Origin of the sequence: Paraburkholderia sp. IW21 (assembly GCF_041321145.1) — a bacterium.
Taxonomy (GTDB): domain Bacteria; phylum Pseudomonadota; class Gammaproteobacteria; order Burkholderiales; family Burkholderiaceae; genus Paraburkholderia.
Genome location: NZ_JBGGWA010000002.1, coordinates 300435 through 322587, shown reverse-complemented (window position 1 = coordinate 322587; position 22153 = coordinate 300435). Strand labels below are relative to the sequence as shown.

The 22153-nt window shown below is 63.1% G+C and carries 21 protein-coding genes and 1 tRNA gene; 7 read left to right on the top strand and 15 right to left on the bottom strand.

Annotated elements, in window-relative coordinates; translation table 11 throughout:
- Positions 1-104 precede the first annotated feature (104 nt).
- Positions 105-1490, bottom strand: coding sequence for an oxygen-independent coproporphyrinogen III oxidase (gene hemN, locus ACAX43_RS05320; protein WP_370707370.1), 1386 nt, complete (start codon positions 1488-1490; stop codon positions 105-107).
- Between the two features lie 220 nt (positions 1491-1710).
- On the opposite strand from hemN, the gene ACAX43_RS05315 reads away from it, so the two are divergent.
- The 3 genes from ACAX43_RS05315 (at position 1711) to ACAX43_RS05305 (ending at position 3648) form a co-directional block, all read left to right on the top strand.
- Positions 1711-2043, top strand: a complete 333-nt coding sequence (locus tag ACAX43_RS05315; protein WP_370707369.1) for a YkgJ family cysteine cluster protein — start codon at positions 1711-1713, stop codon at positions 2041-2043.
- A gap of 94 nt (positions 2044-2137) precedes the next feature.
- Positions 2138-2734, top strand: coding sequence for a DUF1439 domain-containing protein (locus tag ACAX43_RS05310; protein WP_370707368.1), 597 nt, complete (start codon positions 2138-2140; stop codon positions 2732-2734).
- Positions 2735-2811: 77 nt separating this feature from the next.
- Positions 2812-3648 (top strand): undecaprenyl-diphosphate phosphatase, encoded by an 837-nt coding sequence (locus tag ACAX43_RS05305; RefSeq protein WP_370707367.1) that lies wholly within the window; start codon positions 2812-2814, stop codon positions 3646-3648.
- A gap of 85 nt (positions 3649-3733) precedes the next feature.
- Here ACAX43_RS05305 and trmB read toward each other — a convergent pair whose 3' ends face one another.
- The 5 genes from trmB to ACAX43_RS05280 all read right to left on the bottom strand — a co-directional run bounded on the left by trmB (position 3734) and on the right by ACAX43_RS05280 (position 7018).
- Complete coding sequence (trmB, locus tag ACAX43_RS05300; RefSeq protein ID WP_370707366.1) at positions 3734-4519, bottom strand: tRNA (guanosine(46)-N7)-methyltransferase TrmB; 786 nt, start codon at positions 4517-4519, stop codon at positions 3734-3736.
- Positions 4520-4743: 224 nt separating this feature from the next.
- Positions 4744-4817 (bottom strand) — tRNA-Gly (locus tag ACAX43_RS05295).
- Positions 4818-4902: 85 nt separating this feature from the next.
- Positions 4903-5466 carry a YggT family protein gene (locus ACAX43_RS05290; RefSeq protein ID WP_370707365.1) on the bottom strand — a complete coding sequence of 188 codons (564 nt, stop codon included), beginning with the start codon at positions 5464-5466 and terminating at the stop codon, positions 4903-4905.
- 218 nt (positions 5467-5684) lie between these two features.
- A complete protein-coding gene (locus tag ACAX43_RS05285) occupies positions 5685-6005 on the bottom strand; it encodes an EthD family reductase (protein ID WP_370707364.1) in 321 nt (106 codons plus the stop codon).
- A gap of 77 nt (positions 6006-6082) precedes the next feature.
- Positions 6083-7018 carry a Rossmann-like and DUF2520 domain-containing protein gene (locus tag ACAX43_RS05280; protein ID WP_370707363.1) on the bottom strand — a complete coding sequence of 312 codons (936 nt, stop codon included), beginning with the start codon at positions 7016-7018 and terminating at the stop codon, positions 6083-6085.
- Between the two features lie 777 nt (positions 7019-7795).
- On the opposite strand from ACAX43_RS05280, the gene ACAX43_RS05275 reads away from it, so the two are divergent.
- Positions 7796-8140 carry a hypothetical protein gene (locus tag ACAX43_RS05275; RefSeq protein WP_370707362.1) on the top strand — a complete coding sequence of 115 codons (345 nt, stop codon included), beginning with the start codon at positions 7796-7798 and terminating at the stop codon, positions 8138-8140.
- Positions 8141-8291: 151 nt separating this feature from the next.
- Positions 8292-9257, top strand: a complete 966-nt coding sequence (locus ACAX43_RS05270) for a threo-3-hydroxy-L-aspartate ammonia-lyase (RefSeq protein WP_370707361.1) — start codon at positions 8292-8294, stop codon at positions 9255-9257.
- A 75-nt stretch (positions 9258-9332) separates the two neighbouring features.
- Here the strand turns inward: ACAX43_RS05270 and ACAX43_RS05265 are convergent, their stop codons facing one another.
- Together ACAX43_RS05265 and ACAX43_RS05260 are read right to left on the bottom strand one after the other, a co-directional pair.
- On the bottom strand, positions 9333-10010 hold the full coding sequence (locus tag ACAX43_RS05265; RefSeq protein WP_370707360.1) for a LysE family translocator: 678 nt from the start codon (positions 10008-10010) through the stop codon (positions 9333-9335).
- A gap of 126 nt (positions 10011-10136) precedes the next feature.
- A complete protein-coding gene (locus tag ACAX43_RS05260; RefSeq protein ID WP_370707359.1) occupies positions 10137-11705 on the bottom strand; it encodes a UbiD family decarboxylase in 1569 nt (522 codons plus the stop codon).
- 609 nt (positions 11706-12314) lie between these two features.
- Here ACAX43_RS05260 and ACAX43_RS05255 point away from each other — a divergent pair.
- Positions 12315-13544: a transglycosylase SLT domain-containing protein gene (locus tag ACAX43_RS05255; RefSeq protein ID WP_370707358.1), complete on the top strand. Its 1230-nt coding sequence runs from the start codon at positions 12315-12317 to the stop codon at positions 13542-13544.
- A gap of 169 nt (positions 13545-13713) precedes the next feature.
- On the opposite strand, the gene ACAX43_RS05250 is transcribed toward ACAX43_RS05255, so the two are convergent.
- From ACAX43_RS05250 to hemL, 7 genes are all read right to left on the bottom strand, one after another.
- On the bottom strand, positions 13714-14910 hold the full coding sequence (locus ACAX43_RS05250) for a pyridoxal phosphate-dependent aminotransferase (RefSeq protein WP_370707357.1): 1197 nt from the start codon (positions 14908-14910) through the stop codon (positions 13714-13716).
- A gap of 64 nt (positions 14911-14974) precedes the next feature.
- The gene (gene nusB, locus ACAX43_RS05245; protein WP_370707356.1) at positions 14975-15409 is read right to left on the bottom strand and encodes a transcription antitermination factor NusB; all 435 of its coding nucleotides are present in this window, start codon (positions 15407-15409) and stop codon (positions 14975-14977) included.
- Complete coding sequence (gene ribH, locus ACAX43_RS05240; protein WP_370707355.1) at positions 15406-15909, bottom strand: 6,7-dimethyl-8-ribityllumazine synthase; 504 nt, start codon at positions 15907-15909, stop codon at positions 15406-15408. The genes nusB and ribH overlap by 4 nt, the downstream gene beginning before the upstream one ends.
- Positions 15910-15959: 50 nt before the next feature.
- On the bottom strand, positions 15960-17096 hold the full coding sequence (gene ribBA / locus ACAX43_RS05235) for a bifunctional 3,4-dihydroxy-2-butanone-4-phosphate synthase/GTP cyclohydrolase II (RefSeq protein ID WP_370707354.1): 1137 nt from the start codon (positions 17094-17096) through the stop codon (positions 15960-15962).
- Positions 17097-17296: 200 nt separating this feature from the next.
- Complete coding sequence (locus tag ACAX43_RS05230) at positions 17297-17911, bottom strand: riboflavin synthase (protein ID WP_370707353.1); 615 nt, start codon at positions 17909-17911, stop codon at positions 17297-17299.
- A 15-nt stretch (positions 17912-17926) separates the two neighbouring features.
- Positions 17927-19096 (bottom strand): bifunctional diaminohydroxyphosphoribosylaminopyrimidine deaminase/5-amino-6-(5-phosphoribosylamino)uracil reductase RibD, encoded by a 1170-nt coding sequence (gene ribD / locus ACAX43_RS05225; protein ID WP_370707352.1) that lies wholly within the window; start codon positions 19094-19096, stop codon positions 17927-17929.
- Positions 19097-19158: 62 nt separating this feature from the next.
- Positions 19159-20442 (bottom strand): glutamate-1-semialdehyde 2,1-aminomutase, encoded by a 1284-nt coding sequence (gene hemL, locus ACAX43_RS05220; protein WP_370707351.1) that lies wholly within the window; start codon positions 20440-20442, stop codon positions 19159-19161.
- A 357-nt stretch (positions 20443-20799) separates the two neighbouring features.
- Here hemL and ACAX43_RS05215 point away from each other — a divergent pair, with 357 nt between their 5' ends.
- Positions 20800-22020, top strand: coding sequence for a Bcr/CflA family multidrug efflux MFS transporter (locus tag ACAX43_RS05215; RefSeq protein WP_370707350.1), 1221 nt, complete (start codon positions 20800-20802; stop codon positions 22018-22020).
- The last annotated feature ends 133 nt before the right edge of the window (positions 22021-22153 follow it).

Genomic DNA, 22153 nt, shown 5'->3' with positions numbered 1-22153 from the left:
GTCTTGCAGCGCACGCGTCAGAACATGGCGCGCGGCGAAGACGCAGATTATGGCCGAAAATTCGACGACGGGCAAGCCGCTCGCTTTCTTGGCGTTCAGCGTCTTCAAACCGTGCGGGAAAACCGTTCGAGCGTTTGCTGGCCCAGATAGCGGTCGAACGCCATCGCGATGTTACGCACCAGCATGCGTCCGGCCATCCGCACTTCAAGCTTGCTGCCGCTCACCGACACCAGGCCGTCTTGCTCGAAGCCGCGCAAGCGCTCCAACTCCGGCTCGAACGTATCGGCGAAGCGGATGCCGTAAGCGGCTTCGAATTCATCGAAGCGCAGTTCGAGATTGCACATCAATTGCGTGATCACATCGCGGCGCAGACGGTCATCCGCGGTGAGCCGCACGCCGCGCGTGATCGCGAGCTTGCCCGCGTCGATCGTCGCGGCATAGGCGGGCAGGTCCTTGACGTTCTGCGCGTACACGTCGCCGACCTTGCCGATCGACGACGCGCCAAAGCCGATCAGATCGCATTCCGCACGCGTGCTATAGCCCTGGAAATTGCGATGTAACGTACGCTGCGCTTGCGCGCGTGCAAGTTCGTCGGTGGGCAGCGCGAAATGATCCATACCGATGTAGACATAGCCTGCATCTGTCAACCGCTCGACTACCCGTTGCAGGATCGCGAGCCGCACGGCAGGCGAGGGCAGCGTGGCCGCGTCCATCTGACGTTGCATCTTGAAGAGCTGCGGCATGTGCGCGTAGGCAAACACCGAAAGGCGATCGGGTGCGAGCTCGATCATCGTGTCGAGCGTGCGGCTGAAGCTGTCGACTGTTTGATGTGGCAGCCCGTAAATCAGATCGACACCGATCGAGTGAAAGCCCGTATCGCGTGCGGCTCCCATCACCGATGCGGTCATCTCGAGCGGCTGAATGCGATTGATCGCCTGCTGCACCACCGGATCGAAATCCTGCACGCCGAGACTAAGCCGGTTAAAGCCGAGCATACGCAGATGCGCGATGGTTTCCGGCGACGCTTCGCGTGGATCGACTTCGATCGAATATTCGCCTTCGGTATCGGGCAGCAACGTGAAGTGCTCGCTGGCCGACGCCATCAGTTCCGCCATTTCGGCGTGCGACAGGAACGTGGGGGTGCCTCCGCCCCAATGCAATTGCGACACGGGGCGCCGCGTGTCGAAACACGCGGCCTGCAATGCCATTTCGCGCTTCAGATGTTCGACGTAAGGACGCGCATGCGCGCGGTTTTTCGTGACGACCTTGTTGCAGCCGCAGTAGAAGCAGACGGTGTCGCAAAACGGAATGTGGAAGTACAGCGAGAGATCCGTGGCGGAAGCGCCTGGATCGGCCGCGGCGCGCAAATAGTCGGCGGGATTGAAGTCGTCGCGGAACTGCAAGGCGGTCGGATAGGACGTATACCGTGGACCGTTCGCGTTGTATTTGGCGAGCAGGTCTGGGCGGAACAGCGTGTTGGCGGTGGTCATGAGGGGCTCGGGTCTGATGGCCACCGTAAAGAGGCAAAGGAGCCGGCGGGTCAGCAAGACCGGATCGAACAGCGCGGACGCCTCTTGAGCGTGGCCTTTCGTATTCGTCAAGTTTACGTGAGGGACCACTCACCGGCTTGTGTAAAAAGGTCGCACGGAATGCGGTGGCACAATGCGGGTCTGGTATGGCGTGTATGTTTTCGAGTTCAGGAAAAATGTCGTGAATGATGTGCCGAACAGCGTTGTGAAGCGTGAGTCTCCGTTCAATGTAACCGGTCATGCGTGCCGCCCCGATTGCGGTGCGTGCTGTATCGCGCCCTCGATTTCGAGCCCGATCCCGGGCATGCCGAACGGCAAGCCGGCGGGGGTGCGCTGCGTGCAACTCGGCGACGATCTGCGCTGTGCGATCTTCGGTCAGCCGGAGCGGCCGGCGTGCTGTTCCGGTTTGCAGCCCCAGACGGACATGTGCGGCACGAGCCGAGGTGAAGCACTCGCGTGGCTGACCCAGCTGGAAATGCAGACTCAACCGCAACAACTCGCGGCGCGCCGATAGCGCGCATGAGCGAACCGTCACGTCATCCAGTGATTCGAATCAGAACAACCCAACGCAACCGCATGATCGAGAAAGCTTCCACAGGAGATTTCGCATGACTCGACTCGCTGCGCCGACCCGGCGCCGCTTCCTGCTTGCAGCGCTGACAGGCTGCACCACGCTTGGCATCACCATGTCGCTGGCGGCCTGCGCGGCGACACCGATTTTTCCGTTCATCCCCTCGCACTACACGTTCTCGCAGCAGCAGGTGCAGGACGCGGTGCAGCGTAAATTCCCGTATCAGCGCACGGTTTCGCAAGTGTTCGATGTCGCGCTGACCCATCCGGTGGTGGGCTTCCTGCCAGACGCCAACCGCGTCTCGGTGAAGCTCGACGCGCGGCTCGTGAGCCCGTTCATGCCGCAACCGGTCGACGGCATCTTCACGCTGTCGAGCGAACTGGCCTACGACGCCGCCAGCAAGTCGGTCGTGCTGAAGGCGCCGAATGTCGACAACGTCAGCGTGAGCGGGCAGGCGCAGGCCTACACGCAGCAGATCAATGCCGCGGCGGCATTGCTCGCCACGCAGTTGCTGACCAACTATCCGATCTACACCTTCAAGCCCGAACAGCTGCAATTTGCCGGCGTGAATTACGAACCCGGTACAATCACCATCCTTACAAACGGCATACGCGTGCAAATCGTCGAGAAATGACGGTGCGCGGCCGGCAGGGCCGCGCGCAGCGTGCTGACCCTGTTCGTTTCGACTATCTATAGCGATGAGGGTCACGGATGGACTGGCTAATGGCTTGCAAGGCGCTGATTCTGGGCGTCGTCGAAGGGTTGACGGAGTTTTTGCCGGTGTCGAGCACCGGTCACTTGATCGTCGTGGGCAGTCTCCTCAATTTCACCGATGAGCATGCGAAAACCTTCGATGTCGTGATCCAGCTCGGCGCGATTCTGGCCGTGTGCTGGGAGTTTCGCCGCCGCATCGGCAACGTCGTGGCCGGCTTGCCGAGCCGGCCCGACGCGCGCCGCTTCGCGCTGAACGTGATCATCGCGACGATTCCGGCGGTCGTGCTCGGTCTGCTGTTCGAAAAGGCCATCAAGGCGGCGCTGTTTTCGCCGGTGCCGGTCGCCTTTGCGCTGGTGGCGGGCGGGGTAGTGATTCTGTGGGCGGAAGCGCGCCAGCGCGCGCGCGGCGAGGTGGCGCCGCGGGTGCAGAACGTGGACGACCTGCGCCCGCTGGATGCGTTGAAAGTCGGCCTCGCTCAATGTTTCGCGCTGATCCCGGGCATGTCGCGTTCGGGCTCGACGATCATCGGCGGGATGCTTTTTGGCCTCGATCGGCGTGTCGCGACGGAGTTTTCTTTCTTCCTTGCCATCCCGATCATTTTCGGTGCGACCGCTTACGAGCTCTACAAGGACTGGCACCTGTTGTCCGTCGACGCGCTCGGCAGCTTCGCGCTCGGCTTCGTGGCGGCCTTCGTCAGCGCTTTCGCGTGCGTGCGCTGGCTGCTGCGCTACATCGCCACGCACGATTTCACGGCCTTCGCGTGGTACCGGATCGGCTTCGGCATGTTGATCCTGCTGGTGGGCTACAGCGGCGCATTGAGCTGGGCGGATTGAGTTTCCTTCTGTCGTTCGAGCCATGAAAAAAGGTCCGCGTTTGCGGACCTTTTTGCTTGCTGCGAGCGGGCTGTGGCGTGCGGTTTTACGCCGCGGCGCGTTTCCTGAAGACCAGATCCCACACGCCGTGTCCGAGCCGCAACCCACGGCGTTCGAACTTCGTCACCGGACGATACTCGGGACGCGGGGCGTAGCCGTCCGCGGTGTTTTCCAGTGCGGGATCGGCACTCAGTACGTCGAGCATCTGCTCGGCGTAGTTCTGCCAGTCGGTCGCGCAATGCAGATAGGCGCCCGGCTTCAGACGAGAAACGAGCAATGCGACAAACTTGGGCTGGATTAGCCGGCGCTTGTGATGACGCGCCTTGTGCCACGGGTCCGGAAAGAAGATATGCACGCCGTCGAGGCTGTCCGGCGCGATCATCTGTTCGAGCACTTCGACCGCGTCGTGCTGAATGATGCGGATGTTCGACAGTTTCTGTTCGCCCATCAGCTTCAGCAACGCGCCGACACCCGGCTCATGCACTTCGACGCCGAGGAAGTCGTCGTCGGGACGGTGCGAGGCGATCTCCGCGGTGGTCGCGCCCATTCCGAAGCCGATTTCCAGTACGCGGGGTGCTTCACGGCCGAACACGCTATTCCAGTCGGGTTGCTGCGGTGTGAAGGGCACGACGAAACGCGGGCCGAGCTCGTCCATTGCGCGGCGCTGACCAGTCGATACGCGGCCCGCGCGCGTGACAAAGCTGCGGATGCGGCGTCGATGCAGGGCTTCTTCGTGCGGCGCGTCGCCGTCGCTGGCCAGGTGGCCTTCGGCTTCGTTGGAAGCCGATGGGAGTTGGTCCGGCAGGCCGGCGTCGTTTGGATCGTGGATCATTGTCGATGCTGCTACAAGGGTGAGGGCTTCGCGGCTAGTGTGACATGCTGCAAGGCGCCGTCTGCGCTCGCGCGACATGTTGCGGCTCGCACGCACGAACCCCGCGAATCGCTGCGCCGGGCCGCTGCCACTACAAAAAAGCCGCCTTCATGGAGGCGGCTCGTGCTGGATTCTGCTGAAGGCTCGGCCAGCGTGGCTAATGGCCAGGCTGGCTGGAAAGTATCTGGAGCGGGCGATGGGAATCGAACCCACGGCTCTAGCTTGGGAAGCTAGGGTATTACCATTATACGACGCCCGCAGAGCGCCCGATTCTACTCGGGAACGGGTGGTTAGCGCAAATCGCGCTAAGGCCACCCATGCCCACACGGCACACGGCGCCCCGTTCAGATCACGAAGTAGGTCAACTGAACGGCCGCACGCGTCACCACCATCAGCAGCACCTGAACGATCACGAAGAGCAGAATCGGCGAGAGGTCGATGCCGCCGAGTTGCGGCACCACGCGGCGCAGCGGATTCAAAAACGGCGCGGTCAGCTGGTACAGGATCGGCATGGCCGGCGAGCGCGGATTGAGCCATGACAGCAGCGCCATCAGGATCGTCAACCAGATGATCAGATTCAGCGCCCACTTGATGAGGGTCAGCACGGCGACGATCAGCAGGGTAGGGACGAGCGTGAGCGGATCGGCGCCCGTGAGCACCACCATGAGCACCACGTAAACGATCGCGGCGAGCAGAGCCGCGGCAAGGCTCGCCCAGTCGATGTTGCGCGTGCTGTGCAGGATGTGCCGCAAAGGCAGCACGATCCAGTTGGTGGCTTGCAGCACGGCGTTCGTGACAGGGTTGTACGGCGGCATGCGCACGACCTGCAGCCATGCGCGCAGCAGCAATGCGGCGCCGAACAACGTAAAGACGGTATTGAGTAGAAAACGGGCGATATCGCCAAACATCTCGTGTCCTTATCCTTCTGATGGCGGCCGTCGATCGGCCACGGGGTGCCGGCGCTAACCGATCGGTGCGCCGGCGGGTTCGTTTTGATTGTCTGCGCCGTTCCGGAGGGCGGGCGCGTCACGTGCCGCAAGTAGTGGCGCGGTGGAACAATTTCCCGACCTTCAAGCAAGGCGCCACGGCGACCTGCATATTACCGAGCCGCCCTCGACCACGGATCTCACAGAGAAATCTTGATCTCGCTGATCAGAATCGTGCCATTGCCACCATCGGTGTAATTGGGGATGTCGGCAATTAACCGCTCCGAGGCCGGCTTGAAGACCTTGTAGAAGTCGTCTGCGCTATCGAACAGGAAGTGCCCTGCGGCGACGTATGGCGGCGGCGTTCCCGGCGGCCCGGCGTTGATGCCGACGTCCACCGACCAGCCTTTTAGCGACGGCTCGAACAGCTTCGCCGCAAGCGGCATGTGCGTGACACAGTAATAGTCCACGTCGAAGTGACCGTTTTCCCGATACGGATAGAGGATGCTGACCTTGATCATTGTGCGTTCTCGTCTGTTGGTCTCGAAGCGCGGCGCTGGCGGATTGCGCGCGGCGCCGGACGTCACATTATCACGCCTTACTTGACGCTTGAACCTCCCGCGGCCTGATTCAGCGACCGGTTGAGCGATTCTTCGACGGCCTCGGCGATCGCCTCGATCGCCGCGGGCGGTTTGGCGCGGCGTTCGGCCAACTCGACTGCGCGACGCGTCAGCAAGCCGTACAACGCGGCATGGTCGCCGCCGAGCCCTTCCAGCAGCGCCAATTGCTTCTCCACGACGCCCGTATCGCCGCGCGACACCGGACCCGCGAGCGCGTTGGGCAGACCTTTATCCCGAGCGGTTTCGATGGTGCCGGAGAGCATCGGCAGCAGCGCGCGCAGCGCGTCGTCTTCGGCAAAGCCCAGCGTGCGCCACAGTGCGACGCATTCCGCGAGGCTGCACAGCGCGAAGCTGGCGGCATAGTGCGCGGCGGCGTGATAGAGCATGCGGCCGCCGGCTGGAATCGACAGCGGATGGCAGCGCAAGGCGACGGTGAGCGCCGTCAGCGTGTCCTTGAGCGTGCCGTCGGCCTCGATCGTCACCGAGCAACCGGCGATCCGTTCGACGTCGGTGGGATCGCCGCTAAACAGGTACAGTGGGTGAAAGCCGCCGATCGAGGCGCCCTGGGCGCGCGCCGGGGCCAGCAATTCGACCGGCGAGGCGCCGCTGCAATGCACGAGCGCCTTGGCGTGTCGGCTGGCCGCGTTCGGCGTGAACCGCAGTGTGTGCGCTGTCGTACTGATGCTGTCGTCAGGAACGGCTAAAAAGACGATATCGGCGGCGTCGACGACTTGTTGTGAATCGTCGCATGCCGCGCAATGTTCGATTTGACTGGCGAGACGGCTAGCCGAGGCCGCCGTGCGGCTCGCTACCGCCGTGACCGGATAGCCGGCGCGTGAAAAGCTCAGCGCGAGACAGCGCGCAAGCCGACCCGCACCAATGAAGCCGAGGCGCGGCAAAGAGGGCTGGGACATGGGTGCCTGCTCCACAGACGAGAGATTTGAACGGGAAAGCAGAAGTATCGCGCATCCGGCCGCCCGTGGCGTGGCCCGGCGCCGGCATTCCTCTGAACAGTTCGCGCGCGATATAACGCGTCCGGTCGGTCATTCGGCGGCGCGCGCCCCGCGGGTCCGAAAAGTGCTCAAAATTTCTTCATGAGCCGGTTTGGCAGTTGCTGTTCTGGGTTTTTCGTCTCGCAGTCAAATTCGGGAGGTCTCGATGAATATTTTTTCTTACCGAAAGCACTTGCGGTTCTTGACGCATTCGCAGCGCCGTCGCTGGTGGGATCAGAAGAAGCGCTTGACTCCGCGCGTGCGGATCAGCGGCGCATACGTTCCACCTAACGTCTCCAGAGAATTCGCCTATGTGAAGGTAGGCTGAAATATCGTCTGCTCGAGTTAAGAGATGCCCGGCGTGGTTACGCCGGGCATTTTTTATGTGTGCCGTCAGGATTGAAGCTAATTTGTAATCAAAGATTACTGACAAGTCCGCGCGCCACGCCGCAAGGCTCCCAGATCGACTGATCCACGCGTGCTCAACGGCGCGCAAACCCTTAGTTCTCAGCTCGCTACGCAGCTTGCCAACGGTGCGCTGCACCGACGCAAATCCCACTCCATTGCCGCCAATTGCAATTTGCAACAAATGCGAACAAATAGGCGCGGTCTTTTTCGATACCCTTATATCAGAGCATGCCTTGCATGCAAGGCATGCGAAGTTGGCGACCTCAGTGGGCCGCGCCAGGAGAATATAAAGTGAAAAAGATCGTTCCGTTTGTCGTCGCCGCTGCACTCGGCGTGGGGTTCGCTACTGCTGCAGAAGCGCATGTTTCCGTTGGTATCGGTATCGGCGTTCCGTTCGCCCCGGCGTATCCGGTCTATGCCGCCCCGCCGCCGGTGTACTACGCACCGCCGCCGCCCGTGGTATACGCGCCTCCGCCCGTGATGTACGCGCCACCTGTCGTTTATGCGCCGCCGCCCGTCGTGGTGGGTGGGTACTACGGTGGTTATGGCCGTCCTTATTATCACCACGGCTATTACCGCGGCTACGACCACGACCGCGACCGCGGTTATTACGGCCACGGCTACTATCGCCGCTAATCGCAGCAAAGAGAGCACAAGGATTGGTTGACGGCGTAACGCCGGCTTGATCGCCGGGGTTACGCCGTTTCCATTTCTACTGCTGGCATACCCAAGGACCGTCGAAGCTGGGAGAATGGTTGTTTCGCCACCGCTCTGGAGAGTTTCGCCGATGCAAGCGCTTCCCGCTCCCACTTTCGACGACGTACTCGACGCCGCAGCGCGCCTTGAAGGCGTTGCTCACCGTACCCCCGTTCTGACCTCGAGCACGTTCAACGAGCGCACGGGCGCGTCGGTGTTCTTCAAGTGCGAAAATTTTCAGCGCATGGGCGCCTTCAAGTTTCGCGGCGCCTACAACGCGATTTCGCATTTCGATGCAGAGCAACGCAAAGCGGGTGTGTTGACGTACTCGTCGGGCAATCATGCGCAAGCGATCGCGTTGTCGGCGCGCCTTGCCGGCATCCGGGCGACGATCATCATGCCGCACGACGCGCCCGCGGCCAAAGTGGCTGCAACCAAGGGCTATGGCGGCGAAGTGATCAGTTACGACCGCTACACGGAGAATCGCGAAGAGATCGGCCGGCGTCTCGCTAACGAGCGTGGCATGACGCTGATTCCGCCTTACGACCATCCGCACGTGATCGCGGGGCAGGGCACGGCGGTCAAGGAGTTGATCGAAGAAACCGGTCCGCTCGACATGCTGTTCGTTTGTCTCGGTGGTGGTGGACTGATCGGCGGCAGCGCGCTATCAGCGGCCTCGTTGAGCCCTGCGTGCACGGTGATCGGCGTCGAGCCTGAAGCAGGCAACGACGGCCAGCAATCGCTTGCGCGCGGCGAGATCGTGCATATCGACGCGCCGCGCACGATTGCCGATGGCGCCGCCTCCACGCATCTCGGCGACTACACGTTCGCCATCATCCGGAAGCGGGTCGCCCAAATTGAAACGGTCAGCGACGAGCAGTTGATCGAGACGATGCGTTTTTTTGCGCAGCGCATGAAGATCGTGGTCGAGCCGACCGGCTGCCTCGCCGCGGCCGCCGTGCTCAACGGCATCGTGCCGGTGAAGGGCAAGCGCGTGGGCGTGGTGGTGAGCGGCGGCAACGTCGATCTGGCGAAGCTCGCGCAGTTTCTCGCCTGAGAGGCTTTTAGTTTTACGCCGTGCTGTACACGTTGAAGTTGATGAAAAACGGCTCGCCAGCGCGAGCCGTTTTTTCTAGCTTGCCACCTGCGCGGTTTGCACGATCAGATCGCGATACCCATTGACGATCACGCTATACGAGAAGTACGCGAACAGCAGCGCCGACAACACGTGGCACGCGCGCAGCAACCCGGTGCCGGCGCGTTTGCGTCCATGGCTGCCGAGTCCGCAGATAAAGATCGTCCAGCACAAGCCTCCGAGGAAGAAGCCACCAAGGAACACCGGCGCAGTCGTCACGCTGGTGGCGCCGGCTTTCGCGATCAGCGCGCCGCCGACGGCCGCGAACCACAGAATTGCCGAAGGCGACGACACCGCCAGCAACACGCCGCGCAGAAAGCCGCGCCACGCCGACAGATGCGGCGCATTGGCATTGGCCTCGCCGGCAACCGCAGGGGCCGACGCAGGGAATATCGCTTCACGCGCCATCTTCCAGGTGAGAAAGAGCAGAATCGCCGCGCCGCCGATCCATACCACCCAGCGCACCGATTCGAACTGCAGCAGCGCGGCCATGCCCGCGAGCGCGAGCGCCGCGTAAATCAGATCGCCGATACAGGAGCCGAGGCCCAACCAGAAGCCCGGTTTGAAGCCGTGCGACAGCGTCAGCGAAATCATCGCGACGTTGACGAGGCCGATGTCCAGACACAAGGACAACGACAGAAAAAATCCATCCGACATCATTGAAAAGGCATGCATCCGCGCAACGGCTCCATCAGCTTTGTTATTCAGACTTGTTCGTGCGCGAGCGATCCGGCTGGCGAACGGATCGCTTCGATTCCGACAGAATCCGGCAATTCAATGGGGTGATTCGAGGTCTGTTTTTTACAGTCCCAATTCATTCCACAAGGTGTCGATGCGCTGTTTGACCGCACTGTCCATCTCGATCGGGCGGCCCCATTCGCGATCGGTTTCGCCGGGCCATTTGTTGGTTGCGTCGAGTCCCATCTTCGATCCGAGACCCGCGACCGGTGAGGCGAAATCCAGATAGTCGATCGGCGTGCGATCCACCAGTACGGTGTCGCGCGCCGGATCGATGCGTGTGGTGATCGCCCAGATCACTTCCTTCCAGTCGCGGATATTCACGTCCTCGTCGACCACCACGATGAATTTCGTATACATAAATTGCCGCAGGAAACTCCACACGCCGAACATCACGCGTTTGGCGTGACCGGGGTAGCTCTTCTTCATCTGCACGATCGCCATACGGTAGCTGCATCCTTCGGGCGGCAGATAGAAATCGGTGATCTCGGCGAACTGCTTCTGCAACAGCGGCACGAACACTTCGTTGAGCGCGACGCCGAGCACCGCGGGTTCGTCGGGCGGTTTGCCGGTGTACGTGGAGTGATAGATCGCGTCGCGCCGCATCGTAATGCGCTCGACCGTGAAGACGGGGAACCACTCCTGCTCGTTGTAGTAGCCGGTGTGGTCGCCGTACGGGCCTTCCAGCGCATGCTCATAGGCGGCCGATGCACCCTTGGCGGGACGGGGCGGCGCACCGGCAGGGGCCGGTGCGGGTGCGCCTTCCTGCGGATAGATGAAGCCTTCCAGGACGATTTCCGCGCGCGCGGGCACCTGCAATCCGTCGACGCCCGGCGTGATGCACCTGGCGAGTTCGGTGCGGCCGCCGCGCAGCAGGCCGGCGAACTGGTATTCGGAGAGCGTGTCGGGCACCGGCGTGACCGCACCGAGGATGGTCGCCGGATCCGCGCCCAGCACTACGGCCACCGGGTAGGGCTTGCCCGGATTCTGCAGCGCGAACTCGCGAAAATCGAGCGCGCCGCCGCGATGGGCGAGCCAGCGCAAGATCAGTTTGTTACGGCCGATCAGTTGCTGGCGATATATGCCTAAATTTTGTCGGCTCTTATTTGGGCCTTTTGTGACGGTCAGGCCCCATGTAATCAGCGGGCCTGCATCGCCTGGCCAACAGGTCTGAATCGGCAGCTTGGCGAGGTCGACATCGTCGCCCTCCCAGACGATTTCCTGGCAAGGCGGCGCACTCACCGTTTTGGGCGCCATGTCCCAAACCGCCTTCGCGAGCGAGAGCAATTTGCCGGCGTCCTTGAGCCCTTTCGGCGGCTCCGGTTCCTTCAATGCGGAGAGCAGGCGGCCGACATCGCGCAACGACTCCAGCGCGGCGCCATCGCCTTCACCGGGTTGCGCATCGATACCCATGCCGAGGGCGACGCGACGGGGTGTGCCGAACAGGTTGCCGAGGACCGGAAACGCATGCTGCTGCTGGCTCTCGAACAACAAAGCCGGGCCGCCGGCACGCAGCACGCGGTCACACAGTTCGGTCATTTCCAGGATCGGCGAGACGTTTTGCGAGATACGGCGGAGTTCACCGATCGTCTCGAGACGGCCGACGAAATCGCGCAGGTCTTTGTATTTCATCTGGTGCGGTTTAGAGCCGCGCAAGCGGCGGAAAGGAAGGGCGCGGCAAGGGCTTTGCGGCGCCAAAACGATTGTCGATTTTACCTGTGTTGGCTGGCGCACGTAGATCGGCTAAACGGCCCGCATCCTGAGGGGAAATTGAGATTGCTCAAGAGGCGCGCACCGCGCGGTTTTCAGCGGACTGAACACCGTTCATTATTACAATTAGTTATACATCTGCCTATCTATAGTGTTGACGATCTATAAAACCCTGCATAGAATCCGTCCACATTGGTTGCAGGGCATGAACCTTTTTACCACTGCCCCCGGTCCCATCAGACGCAACGCGTCACCGTTTACCGCCCCCTGCACGGTATCCGACGGCCTTATTGAAGTCCTCGCCAGCGCCAACTGACGCTGGTTTTTCGCGTGGGAGCCTCCGCCTGCATGCTTTTTTTTGGCATGCGCGGGCCTCTTTTCAAGATGGCTCCCCACAAACGGTATTTGCCGTTTTCCCGACGTCGCTGCTGCCCTAACCAGACGGAGCGCGCGATGTCTTGACTCTACGAATGTGTGTTACCGCCTGTTCAATTGGCGGGGTTCGTCGATCATGCAACATGGGAGATCTGAATGAACGCCTGGTTATCGTGGCGTCCCGATGAGCGTATTGCGCACGTTGTGCGCGGTGCGTTGCGTCGCGGGACGCGAATGAGTCATCACCTGTTCAGCATCGTCGGCGGTTCCGCCGTCGTGCTGGCACTCGCGCTGTGGCTGATGCCGGCTTGGCGCGGCACCCTTGCCGCCAAGCTGATGCCGGTCATTTCCGCCGCCGTGCAAGCCGGTCCCGCCCGTCTGCTGCAGGGCCACCCGCTGCCGGCCTTCGGACCGCCGGGTGCGTCGTCGTCTGACGAATCGTTGTCCGCGAATGCGAACCGTGGCGACGCCGTGAGCGGCGCGAGCAATGGCAAAGGCAACACCGGCGTCACCTCGACCAGCACCAGTGTTACCGCCGCCAACGGCGGCGTCACCGCCATCAACACCCGATTCGACGGCCCCTTCGACAGCTCCGGCACAGCCGGTATGGGTGTGGCGGCGCTGAACGGGCTCGACCCGCGCACCATGCAGAGCGTGTCCGCGCTGGCCCGGCTGATTCCGGCGCAGCGCGTCTCGGCCGACGCACGCGACGATCGCGTGCTGGTCTCGACCCGCGAGCAGGATCTGGTCGCGTCTTACCTGGCACGTCGCTATCGCGTCGCTCAGGGGCCCGTTAGCGAACTCGTGAAGGCAGCGTTCGACACCGGCCGCGAAGTCGGTCTCGACCCGCTTCTTCTGCTGTCCGTGATGGCGATCGAATCGGGCTTCAATCCGTACGCCGAGAGCGGCGTGGGCGCTCAGGGCCTGATGCAGGTGATGTCCAAGGTTCACTCGGACAAATTCCAGTATTTCGGCGGCCAGAGCGCGGCGCTTCAGCCTGTCGCCAACATCAAGGTGGGTGCGTTGGTTCTGAAGGATTGCATCGCGCGCGGCGGCTCGCTGCCGGGCGGCTTGCGCCTGTACGTCGGCTCGACCTCGCCGGACGACGGCGGCTACGGCGCCAAGGTAATGGCTGAGCGTGGCCGTCTGCGCGATGTGGCGCGAGGCCGCAAGGTGCCGATCAATGCACCGCAGGCACCGGTTCTGACGGCGTCGAACACGGCTGCTTCAGCTTCGGGCAACGGCAAGCGCGTGCAGGTGACACTGGATGGCGGCGGTCATCCGTTGAGCGCGGCGACGCCGGTGAAGGCGCCGGTGTCCGAGCAGGACGACGCCAACGCGGATGCTACCAAGCATGTGGCATCGGCTTCGGAGTTGGGCGCTTGAGGTTGGCGTAACCGTATTGGCGTGACGCGAAAAGCGGCTGGTGAAAAAAAAGGACACGTTGGTGTCCTTTTTTTGTATCTGGGCGGTGCTTGACGGTGAGGCATTGCAAGCCCTTTGCTTTATTAGATCCTTTCCGGGCCTCGGACTTTAGCGCGACGCCTGTTTGCAGTCAGTGCCGCCCGAAGAGCTTTGCCAGCCGCTCGACCGCTTCTTCCAGCTTGGGATAGGCGGTTGCATAAGACAGCCGGATGTAATCCTTCGGCGCGTACGTGCCGAAGTCCATGCCCGGCACCAGCACCACGCCCGCCTCGTGCAGCATCGCTTTGGTGAGCGCGGCGCTGTCGCCGGCTGCCGGATGCGCGACCGTGCGGCAATCGGCGTACACATAGAACGCGCCGTCAGGCATTACCGGGACCGAAAAGCCCAGCGATTCAAGCGCCGGCGCAATGAAGTCGCGGCGGCGCTTGAATTCGAGGCGGCGCGCTTCATAGATCGCGATCGTTTCCGGTTTGAAGCAGGCCAACGCCGCATGCTGCGCGAGCGCCGACGCGCAGATGAACAGATTCTGCGCGAGCTTTTCGAACGCGCCGACCATGCCGGGCGGCACCACCAGCCAGCCCAAACGCCAGCCGGTCATGTTGAAGTACTTCGAGAAGCTGTTGACGGTGATCACGTCGTCGCCGAACGAGAGTGCCGAGACGGGCTTGGCGTCGTAGCTCAGGCCCTGGTAGATCTCGTCGACGATCGTAAAGCCGCCACGTGCCCGCACGGCCTTGACGATACGCTCGAGTTCGGCCGGTTCGATCGACGTGCCGGTCGGGTTCGACGGCGACGCGAGCAGCACGCCGCGGGTACGCTCGTTCCACAGGCGCTCGACGTCGGCGGCGGTCAACTGGAAACGTTCGGCCGGGCCGCTTGGCACCAGCACCGGCTTGCCTTCCGCCGCGATCACGAAGTGGCGGTTGCACGGGTAGCACGGGTCAGGCATCAGCACTTCGTCGTCGCGATCGACCAGCGCCGCGCACGCCAGCAGCAGCGCGGCAGAAGCGCCGGCGGTGACCACGATCCGCGCCGGATCGACGCTGACGCCGTAGACCTCGGCGTAATGCGCCGAAATCGCCTCGCGCAGCGCATGGACGCCAAGTGCGCTGGTGTATTGCGTGACGCCGCGGCGCAGCGCGCTCGCGGCCGCCTCGATAACCGGCTCGGGTGCGGTGAAATCAGGTTCGCCGATTCCCATGTGGATGATGTCGCGCCCATTGCGCTCGAGCAGCGCGGCTTCCTTGGCCAGTTCCATCACGTAGAAAGGCTGGATGGCGTCGACGCGGGCAGCAAGCCGCACCAAGGGTTCGGTCACGGAGTTCATACGATTAAATCCAGTTCAGAGGCAAAAGCGGGACGGCGCCTTGCGCGCTCGTCCCGTCTGACGCTCAATGCTTGCGAGCCGCCTGCGTTTCAGCCGCGCGCAGTTGCGCCGACAGCTTGTCCAGCACGCCGTTCACGTACTTGTAGCCGTCCGCGCCGCCAAACGTCTTGGCGATTTCGACCGCTTCGTTGATGACCACGCGATAGGGAATATCGACGTGATTTTTCAGTTCGAACGCGGCGACCAGCAGCACGGCGCGTTCGACCGGCGAAAGCTGGTCGATCGGGCGGTCGAGGCACGGTGCGATATCCGCGGAGAGTGCTTCCGAATCGCGGATCACGCCGTGCAGGACGGCATTCAGATGCTCGTGGTCGGCTTTGTCGAAGCCTTGCGCGCCGCGCAGCTGTGCGTCGATCTCACTGCCGGGCGAACCCGACAGTAACCACTGGTAAAGCCCCTGCGTGGCCAGTTCGCGGGAGCGTCGGCGTGCGCTCTTCATGCCTCTTCCTCTTCTTCGTCTTCTTCATCGTCACCGCCGAGTTGTTCGAGCGCGACGGCGAGATTCGCCATTTCGACGGCTACGCGTGCTGCGTCACGACCTTTTTCGGTCATGCGGGCGACGGCTTGTTCGTCGTTTTCCGTGGTCAGCACGGCGTTCGCGACCGGAATGCCGAAGTCGAGGCCGATACGCGTGATGCCCGCGCCGCTTTCGTTCGACACCAGTTCGAAGTGGTACGTCTCGCCGCGAATCACCGCGCCCAGCGCGATCAGTGCGTCGAATTGCGCGCTTTCAGCGAGCTTTTGCAGCGCCAGCGGGATTTCGAGCGCGCCGGGCACGGTGACCAGCAGCACGTCTTCGCCAGTCACACCCAGGCGTTCGAGTTCTTCGATGCAAGAATCCGCGAGGCCGTTGCAGACGGGTTCGTTAAAGCGCGCCTGGACGATGCCGATACGCAGTCCGTCGCCGTCGACATTCGGTTGGTATTGTCCGATTTCCATGTGAATTCCGTAGTGTTTTGAGTTGGCGCTTTAGCGCGTGAATGGTCGGATCAGCCTTGCTGCGGAGCCTGCGCGATGCTGCCCGGCATCGGCACGAAGCCGGTGACTTCGAGGCCGTAGCCCGACATGCTGCCCAGCTTGCGCGGGTTCGACAGCACCTGCATCTTGCCGACACCCAGCTCGCGCAGGATCTGCGCGCCGATGCCGTACGTCTTGAAGTCGACCGGCCGGCGTTTGAGCGCCTCGGCTTTTTCTTTTGAGTCGAACGCCTTGAATACGTCGACCAGATGATCTTTCGAATCGCCGCAGTTCAGCAGCACGATCACACCGAGGTCGCGTTGGGCAATTTCTTTCATTGCCGCATCCAGCGTCCAGGAGTGGGTCGATTCGCCGACTTCGAGCAAATCCAGCACCGACAGCGGCTCGTGCACGCGCACCGGCGTGTCCTGCTCAGGATTCGGCGTGCCGCGCACCAGCGCGATGTGCGGCTGGCCGCTTGGCTGGTCGAGATACATCACCGCGCGAAACGCGCCGTGCGCGGTTTGCATGGTGCGTTCGCAAATGCGCTCGACGATCGATTCGGTGCGGCTGCGGTAATGAATCAGATCCGCGATCGTGCCGATTTTCAGACCGTGCTCTTTGGCAAACTCCATCAAGTCCGGCAGACGCGCCATCGTGCCGTCGTCCTTGATGACCTCGCAGATCACCGCGGCCGGCGTGAGACCGGCCAGTGCGGTGAAGTCGCAGCCGGCCTCGGTGTGGCCGGCGCGCACCAGCACGCCGCCAGGTTGGGCCATGATCGGGAACACGTGGCCCGGTTGCACGATGTGCTCGGCCTTGGCGTCCGACGCCACCGCCGTGGCGATGGTGCGGGCGCGGTCGGCTGCCGAGATGCCGGTGGTCACGCCTTCGGCCGCTTCGATGCTGACTGTGAATGCCGTGCCGTACTGCGTGCCGTTGCGGTACGTCATCAGCGGCAGGTTCAGCAGCTTGCAGCGTTCTTGCGTGAGCGTCAGGCAGATCAGGCCGCGGCCGTAGCGGGCCATGAAATTGATCGCTTCCGGTGTGACGAATTCGGCGGCGATCACGAGGTCGCCCTCGTTTTCGCGGTCTTCTTCGTCGACGAGGATCACCATCCGGCCGGCTTTCAGTTCGGCGATGATCTCTGGAGTGGAGGCGAGCGTCATGTTGGCGAGAGTTTCGAAGAAAGCGCGTATTTTACGCCACGCGCGCTCCGGCGTCGCCTGCGCCGGATGGCATAGGCCGTTTGGCCGACTGGCGTTGGGCCGCCCGCCGCCCGTATGCTTGTTGAAACGATGGACGCATGAACCGGTTGGAAGCGGCAGGGTGCCGCTGCCGGCCCATGAGCGGCGGACTTTGTCGCAGGTTATTTCGGCGCGTTCAGCATCCGCTCCACATACCGCGCAATCAGATCGATCTCCAGATTGACTTGCGTGCCTTCGCGCAAGCGCTTGAGCGCGGTCACTTCGACCGTGTGCGGAATCAGATTGATCGAAAACTCGCAGCCATCGTCGCGATCTTTAACCGAGTTGACGGTCAGGCTCACGCCGTTGACAGTAATAGACCCCTTGTACGCCAGATAGCGGCCGATCTCGCGCGGCGCCAGCACGCGCAATTCATGCGATTCGCCCACCGGCGCGAAATGCGTGACGGTGCCGAGGCCGTCCACGTGGCCGGAGACGATATGGCCGCCGAGCCGGTCGTGCGCGCGCAGCGCCTTCTCGAGATTGACCTCGCCGGTCTCGCCGAGGCCCGCCGTGCAGTTCAGGCTTTCGCGCGACACGTCGACTTCGAACGAATGCGCGGTCTTTGCCACGACCGTCATGCAGGCGCCCTGGATCGTGATGCTGTCGCCGAGCTGGACGTCGTCGAGATCGAGGCCGCCGGCTTCGACGTTCAGGCGCACGCCCGCGTCGCCATCCGTACCGAGGGGTTTGACTGAGTCGATGCGGCCGACCGCCGCGACGATTCCTGTAAACATCGTGCTAATCCTTGATCAATTCGAAGTAGGTTGGGGGGCGGCCTCGGTCCCGGATTCAGGTGCCGGCTGAAGTGCAACGCGAGGCACGAAGCGCGCGAGAATCCGCAGGTCCTCGCCGATCCGGTCGACCGCGTGGAAATTCAGCTGCATGCGGCCTTCGAGCGTTTCCGGCGCGTTCAGATTGAACATGCTCATCGAGTCAATGCCGAGCAGGCTTGGCGCAAGATAGACCAGCAGCTCGTCCACGCAGCCTTCGCGCAGCAGCGAGCCGTTCAGCTTGTAGCCCGCCTCGACGTGCAGTTCGTTGACGTGGCGCTCGCCGAGCACTTTGAGCATGGTGGGCAGATCGACCTTGCCGGCCGCATTCGCCAGTTGCACGATCTCCGCGCCACGATCGCGCAGCACGCTCGCGCGTTCGGTATGACGTTGATCGAGATTGCCGCAGAAAATCAGCGTGGGTGCGCCGGCCAGAATCTGGGCGTCGGGCGGCACGTCGAGCTGGCTGTCGATCAGCACGCGTTGCGGCTGGCGCGGCGTGTCGACGGCACGCACGGTCATGCGCGGATCGTCCTCCCTGACCGTGCCAATGCCGGTCAGGATCGCCGACGCGCGGGCGCGCCACGCGTGACCATCGGCGCGCGCCGCTTCACCGGTAATCCATTGACTGAGGCCCGAGGGCAAGCCGGTGCGGCCATCCAGCGAGGCAGCCACCTTCATGCGCACCCACGGGCGGCCGCGCGTCATGCGCGATACGAAACCGATGTTCAACTCGTGCGCTTCGTTGGCGAGCAACCCGCAACGCACTTCGATGCCGGCATCGCGCAGCATCGCGAGGCCACGTCCGGAGACTTGCGGATTGGGGTCTTCCATGGCCGCGACCACGCGCTCGATCTGCGCTTCGATCAACGCATTCGCGCACGGCGGGGTGCGGCCGAAATGGCTGCACGGCTCAAGCGTCACGTAGGCCGTGGCGCCGCGCAGATCATGGCCGCGTGAACGCGCGTCCTTCAATGCGCGGATTTCGGCATGATCCTGGCCGGCCGGTTGCGTGAAGCCTTCGCCGATCACCTCGCCGTTCTTGACGAGTACGCAGCCGACCCGCGGATTCGGGTCGGTCGTGTACATGCCGCGCCGGGCCAGTGCGAGCGCGCGCTCCATATGGACGAAGTCGGTTTGCGAAAACATCGGTGTCCGGTCGGGTACGGTGGCTAGGCAGTGCTGAGCCTGGGTTTCGGTGATGGCCGCTTTCAGGCCGCGAGCGAGGCGAAGGCGCCGCGTGCTGCATCGATCGTGGCGTCGATGATCGTGTCGTCGTGAACGATCGAAACAAACCCCGCTTCATACGCCGAGGGCGCGAAGTACACGCCCGCGTCGAGCATCTTGTGGAAGAACGCGTTGAAGCGCGGCACGTCGCTCTTCGTGACTTCGGCGAAGCTCGTCGGGACCGACTCGGTGAAGTACAGGCCGAACATGCCGCCGAGCGAATCGGCCGCGAACGGTACCTTCGCTTCGCGCGCGACATTAGCGAGACCTTGCGCGAGACGCGTGGTGCGCGTGGTGAGCGTGTCGTAGAAGCCCGGCGCCTGGATCAGTTGCAGCGTCTTCAGGCCCGCGGCGACCGCGATCGGATTGCCCGACAGCGTGCCCGCCTGGTAGACGCCGCCGAGCGGCGCGAGGTGAGCCATGATGTCGCGCCGGCCGCCGAAGGCTGCCGCCGGCATGCCACCGCCAATCACCTTGCCGAGGCACGTCAGGTCCGGCGTGATGCCGTAGACCTCTTGCGCGCCACCCAGCGCGACGCGGAAACCGCACATCACTTCGTCGAAAATCAGCACCGAGCCGTACTCGGTGCACAGGCGCCGCAAAGCTTGCAGGAATTCGGGTGTGGCACGCACGAGGTTCATGTTGCCCGCCACCGGCTCGACGATTACCGAGGCGATCTCGTTGCCGAATGCCTTGAACGCTTCTTCGAGTTCCGCGACGTTGTTGTACTCGAGCACCGTGGTGTGCCTGGCGATGTCCGCCGGCACGCCCGCCGACGTCGGATTGCCGAACGTGAGCAGGCCCGAGCCGGCTTTGACCAGCAAGCTGTCCGCGTGGCCGTGATAGCAGCCTTCGAACTTGACGATGCGGCTGCGGTTCGTGAAGCCACGCGCGAGACGCAGCGCGCTCATGGTCGCTTCGGTGCCGCTCGATACCATGCGGACCTGTTCGATCGACGGCACCAGCTTGCAGATTTCTTCGGCGATTTCCACTTCGGATTCGGTCGGAGCGCCGAACGAGAAGCCGTTGACCAGCACGCGCTGGACCGCTTCGAGGACTTCCGGGTGAACGTGGCCAAGGATCATCGGGCCCCATGACCCGATGTAGTCGATATAGCGTTGGCCGTCCGCGTCCCAGAAGTAGGGGCCCTGTGCGCGCTCGACGAAACGCGGAGTGCCGCCTACCGAGCGAAAAGCGCGGACCGGCGAGTTCACGCCGCCGGGGATGGTGCGCTGCGCGCGGTCGAAGAGGGTCTGGTTTTTGGACATGGCGGTGGCTGGAATTTGAGTAGCGCGGCGGCGCGAGGGCCTGGAGGCGGCTCGCGCGGCGCTGGGATGAGTAGAGAAATTGTACCGGAGTCAGCGTGAACAGGTCTTGTGCTTGCCCCGGCCGGGCGAGGCTGTTCTCAGCTTTCGTGCGCGCGTTTCGTTGCCGCCGTTTTCGCCGCGGCCTTCGGTGTGGTTGTCGCGCGACCTTTCGCTGCGCTTGCCGCGAGGCATGGATGGGCCGCCCTGACGCGGCGGATGTTTTAACCATCGCGTACAATTGACGCCGTCAAGCTGCTGTTTTCCCTGTTTCACCGCGTTCCGCTGCCTGTGATGGCGCGGCGCTTCATCCGGATTCCCATGTCTCACGTCGCCAGACGCCGGCCCGATGGCCGGCTGATTCTGTTGCTCGGCGCGCTTGCCGCGTGCGGGCCGATTTCCATCGATATGTACTTGCCGAGCCTGCCGACTATCGCGCAGGCGTTCGCGATCAGCACTGGCGCCGCGCAAACCACGCTCACCAGTTTCATGTTCGGTTTTTCGATCGGCATGCTGCTCTATGGTCCGCTTTCAGACACCTATGGCCGCCGGCCGGTGCTGCTCGGCGGCATCATCATGTATGCGCTGGCGAGCGTGGCCTGCGCGCTGTCGTTCTCGATCGGCTCGCTGGTGACGTTCCGTTTCGTGCAGGCGCTCGGTGCGGGCGCGGCCTCGGTGCTGGCGCGTGCCATTGCCCGCGACGCGCACGGGCCGACCGACGCGGCACGCGTGTTGTCGATGCTCGCCATCGTCACGTCGATCGGGCCGTTGCTCGCGCCGCTGATCGGCGGGCAGTTGCTGTTGCTCGGCGGCTGGCGTGTCGTCTTTGTCGTGCTGACGCTATTCGGCACGATCTGCGCGGTCACCGCGTTCCTCAAGGTGCCGGAGACGTGGCCGCGCGAGAAGCGTGCGGAGTCGGCGTTGCTGCAATCGTTCGGCGCGTACGGCAAGTTGCTGCGCGATCCGGTCGCGTGGGGGCATATGCTATGTGGCGGCATGGCATTCGCGTCGATGTTCGCGTACATCACGGCCACGCCGTTTGTGTACATCGAATATTTCCATGTGTCGGCACAGCATTACGGCTTCCTGTTCGCGCTGAATATCGTCGGCATCATGTTCGGCAACTTCATGAATACGCGCCTCGTCGGGCGGCTCGGTTCGCTGCCGATTATTTCTTTTGCAGCGACCGTGAGTTGCATCGCATCCTTGTTCGTCTGTTTGGTGTCGCTGACGGGGTGGGGCGGGCTATGGTCGATCGTGTTCGGTTTGTTCTTCGTGGTCGGGGTGGTGGGGCTGTTGTCCGCTAACTGCACGACCGACCTGATGCATCGCTATCCGCTCAATGCCGGCGCCGCGGCCGCCGTGTTCGGCGCAGTGCAGTTGGCGCTCGGCGCGCTGTCGAGCCTCGCGGTTGGACTCTGGCAGGATGGCTCGCCGAAGGGCATGGGCGTTGTCGTGGGCGTCGCGGGCGTGTTGTGTTATGTCGGGCGGATTCTGGTCGTCAAGTGGCACGGAATGAAGGTGCCCGTCGCTGCCGCTTGACGGTTGGCTGAGGCGGGAATTCGCCGGTGAAGGCGGAACGGGGTTCCTTAGCCGAAACGCGCGGCACACTTGCTTGTCCGTCTTGCGCTAAGCATGGCATCTACGGAAAACACCAGGTGTTGTGCGCGCGCGA

Coding starts and splice junctions, on each gene's coding strand:
- hemN (WP_370707370.1), bottom strand. CDS start 1,490: ATGACCACCGCCAACACGCTGTTCCGCCCAGACCTGCTCGCCAAATAC.
- ACAX43_RS05310 (WP_370707368.1), top strand. CDS start 2,138: ATGACTCGACTCGCTGCGCCGACCCGGCGCCGCTTCCTGCTTGCAGCG.
- ACAX43_RS05305 (WP_370707367.1), top strand. CDS start 2,812: ATGGACTGGCTAATGGCTTGCAAGGCGCTGATTCTGGGCGTCGTCGAA.
- trmB (WP_370707366.1), bottom strand. CDS start 4,519: ATGATCCACGATCCAAACGACGCCGGCCTGCCGGACCAACTCCCATCG.
- ACAX43_RS05290 (WP_370707365.1), bottom strand. CDS start 5,466: ATGTTTGGCGATATCGCCCGTTTTCTACTCAATACCGTCTTTACGTTG.
- ACAX43_RS05285 (WP_370707364.1), bottom strand. CDS start 6,005: ATGATCAAGGTCAGCATCCTCTATCCGTATCGGGAAAACGGTCACTTC.
- ACAX43_RS05280 (WP_370707363.1), bottom strand. CDS start 7,018: ATGTCCCAGCCCTCTTTGCCGCGCCTCGGCTTCATTGGTGCGGGTCGG.
- ACAX43_RS05270 (WP_370707361.1), top strand. CDS start 8,292: ATGCAAGCGCTTCCCGCTCCCACTTTCGACGACGTACTCGACGCCGCA.
- ACAX43_RS05265 (WP_370707360.1), bottom strand. CDS start 10,010: ATGCATGCCTTTTCAATGATGTCGGATGGATTTTTTCTGTCGTTGTCC.
- ACAX43_RS05260 (WP_370707359.1), bottom strand. CDS start 11,705: ATGAAATACAAAGACCTGCGCGATTTCGTCGGCCGTCTCGAGACGATC.
- ACAX43_RS05255 (WP_370707358.1), top strand. CDS start 12,315: ATGAACGCCTGGTTATCGTGGCGTCCCGATGAGCGTATTGCGCACGTT.
- ACAX43_RS05250 (WP_370707357.1), bottom strand. CDS start 14,910: ATGAACTCCGTGACCGAACCCTTGGTGCGGCTTGCTGCCCGCGTCGAC.
- nusB (WP_370707356.1), bottom strand. CDS start 15,409: ATGAAGAGCGCACGCCGACGCTCCCGCGAACTGGCCACGCAGGGGCTT.
- ribH (WP_370707355.1), bottom strand. CDS start 15,909: ATGGAAATCGGACAATACCAACCGAATGTCGACGGCGACGGACTGCGT.
- ribBA (WP_370707354.1), bottom strand. CDS start 17,096: ATGACGCTCGCCTCCACTCCAGAGATCATCGCCGAACTGAAAGCCGGC.
- ACAX43_RS05230 (WP_370707353.1), bottom strand. CDS start 17,911: ATGTTTACAGGAATCGTCGCGGCGGTCGGCCGCATCGACTCAGTCAAA.
- ribD (WP_370707352.1), bottom strand. CDS start 19,096: ATGTTTTCGCAAACCGACTTCGTCCATATGGAGCGCGCGCTCGCACTG.
- hemL (WP_370707351.1), bottom strand. CDS start 20,442: ATGTCCAAAAACCAGACCCTCTTCGACCGCGCGCAGCGCACCATCCCC.
- ACAX43_RS05215 (WP_370707350.1), top strand. CDS start 20,800: ATGTCTCACGTCGCCAGACGCCGGCCCGATGGCCGGCTGATTCTGTTG.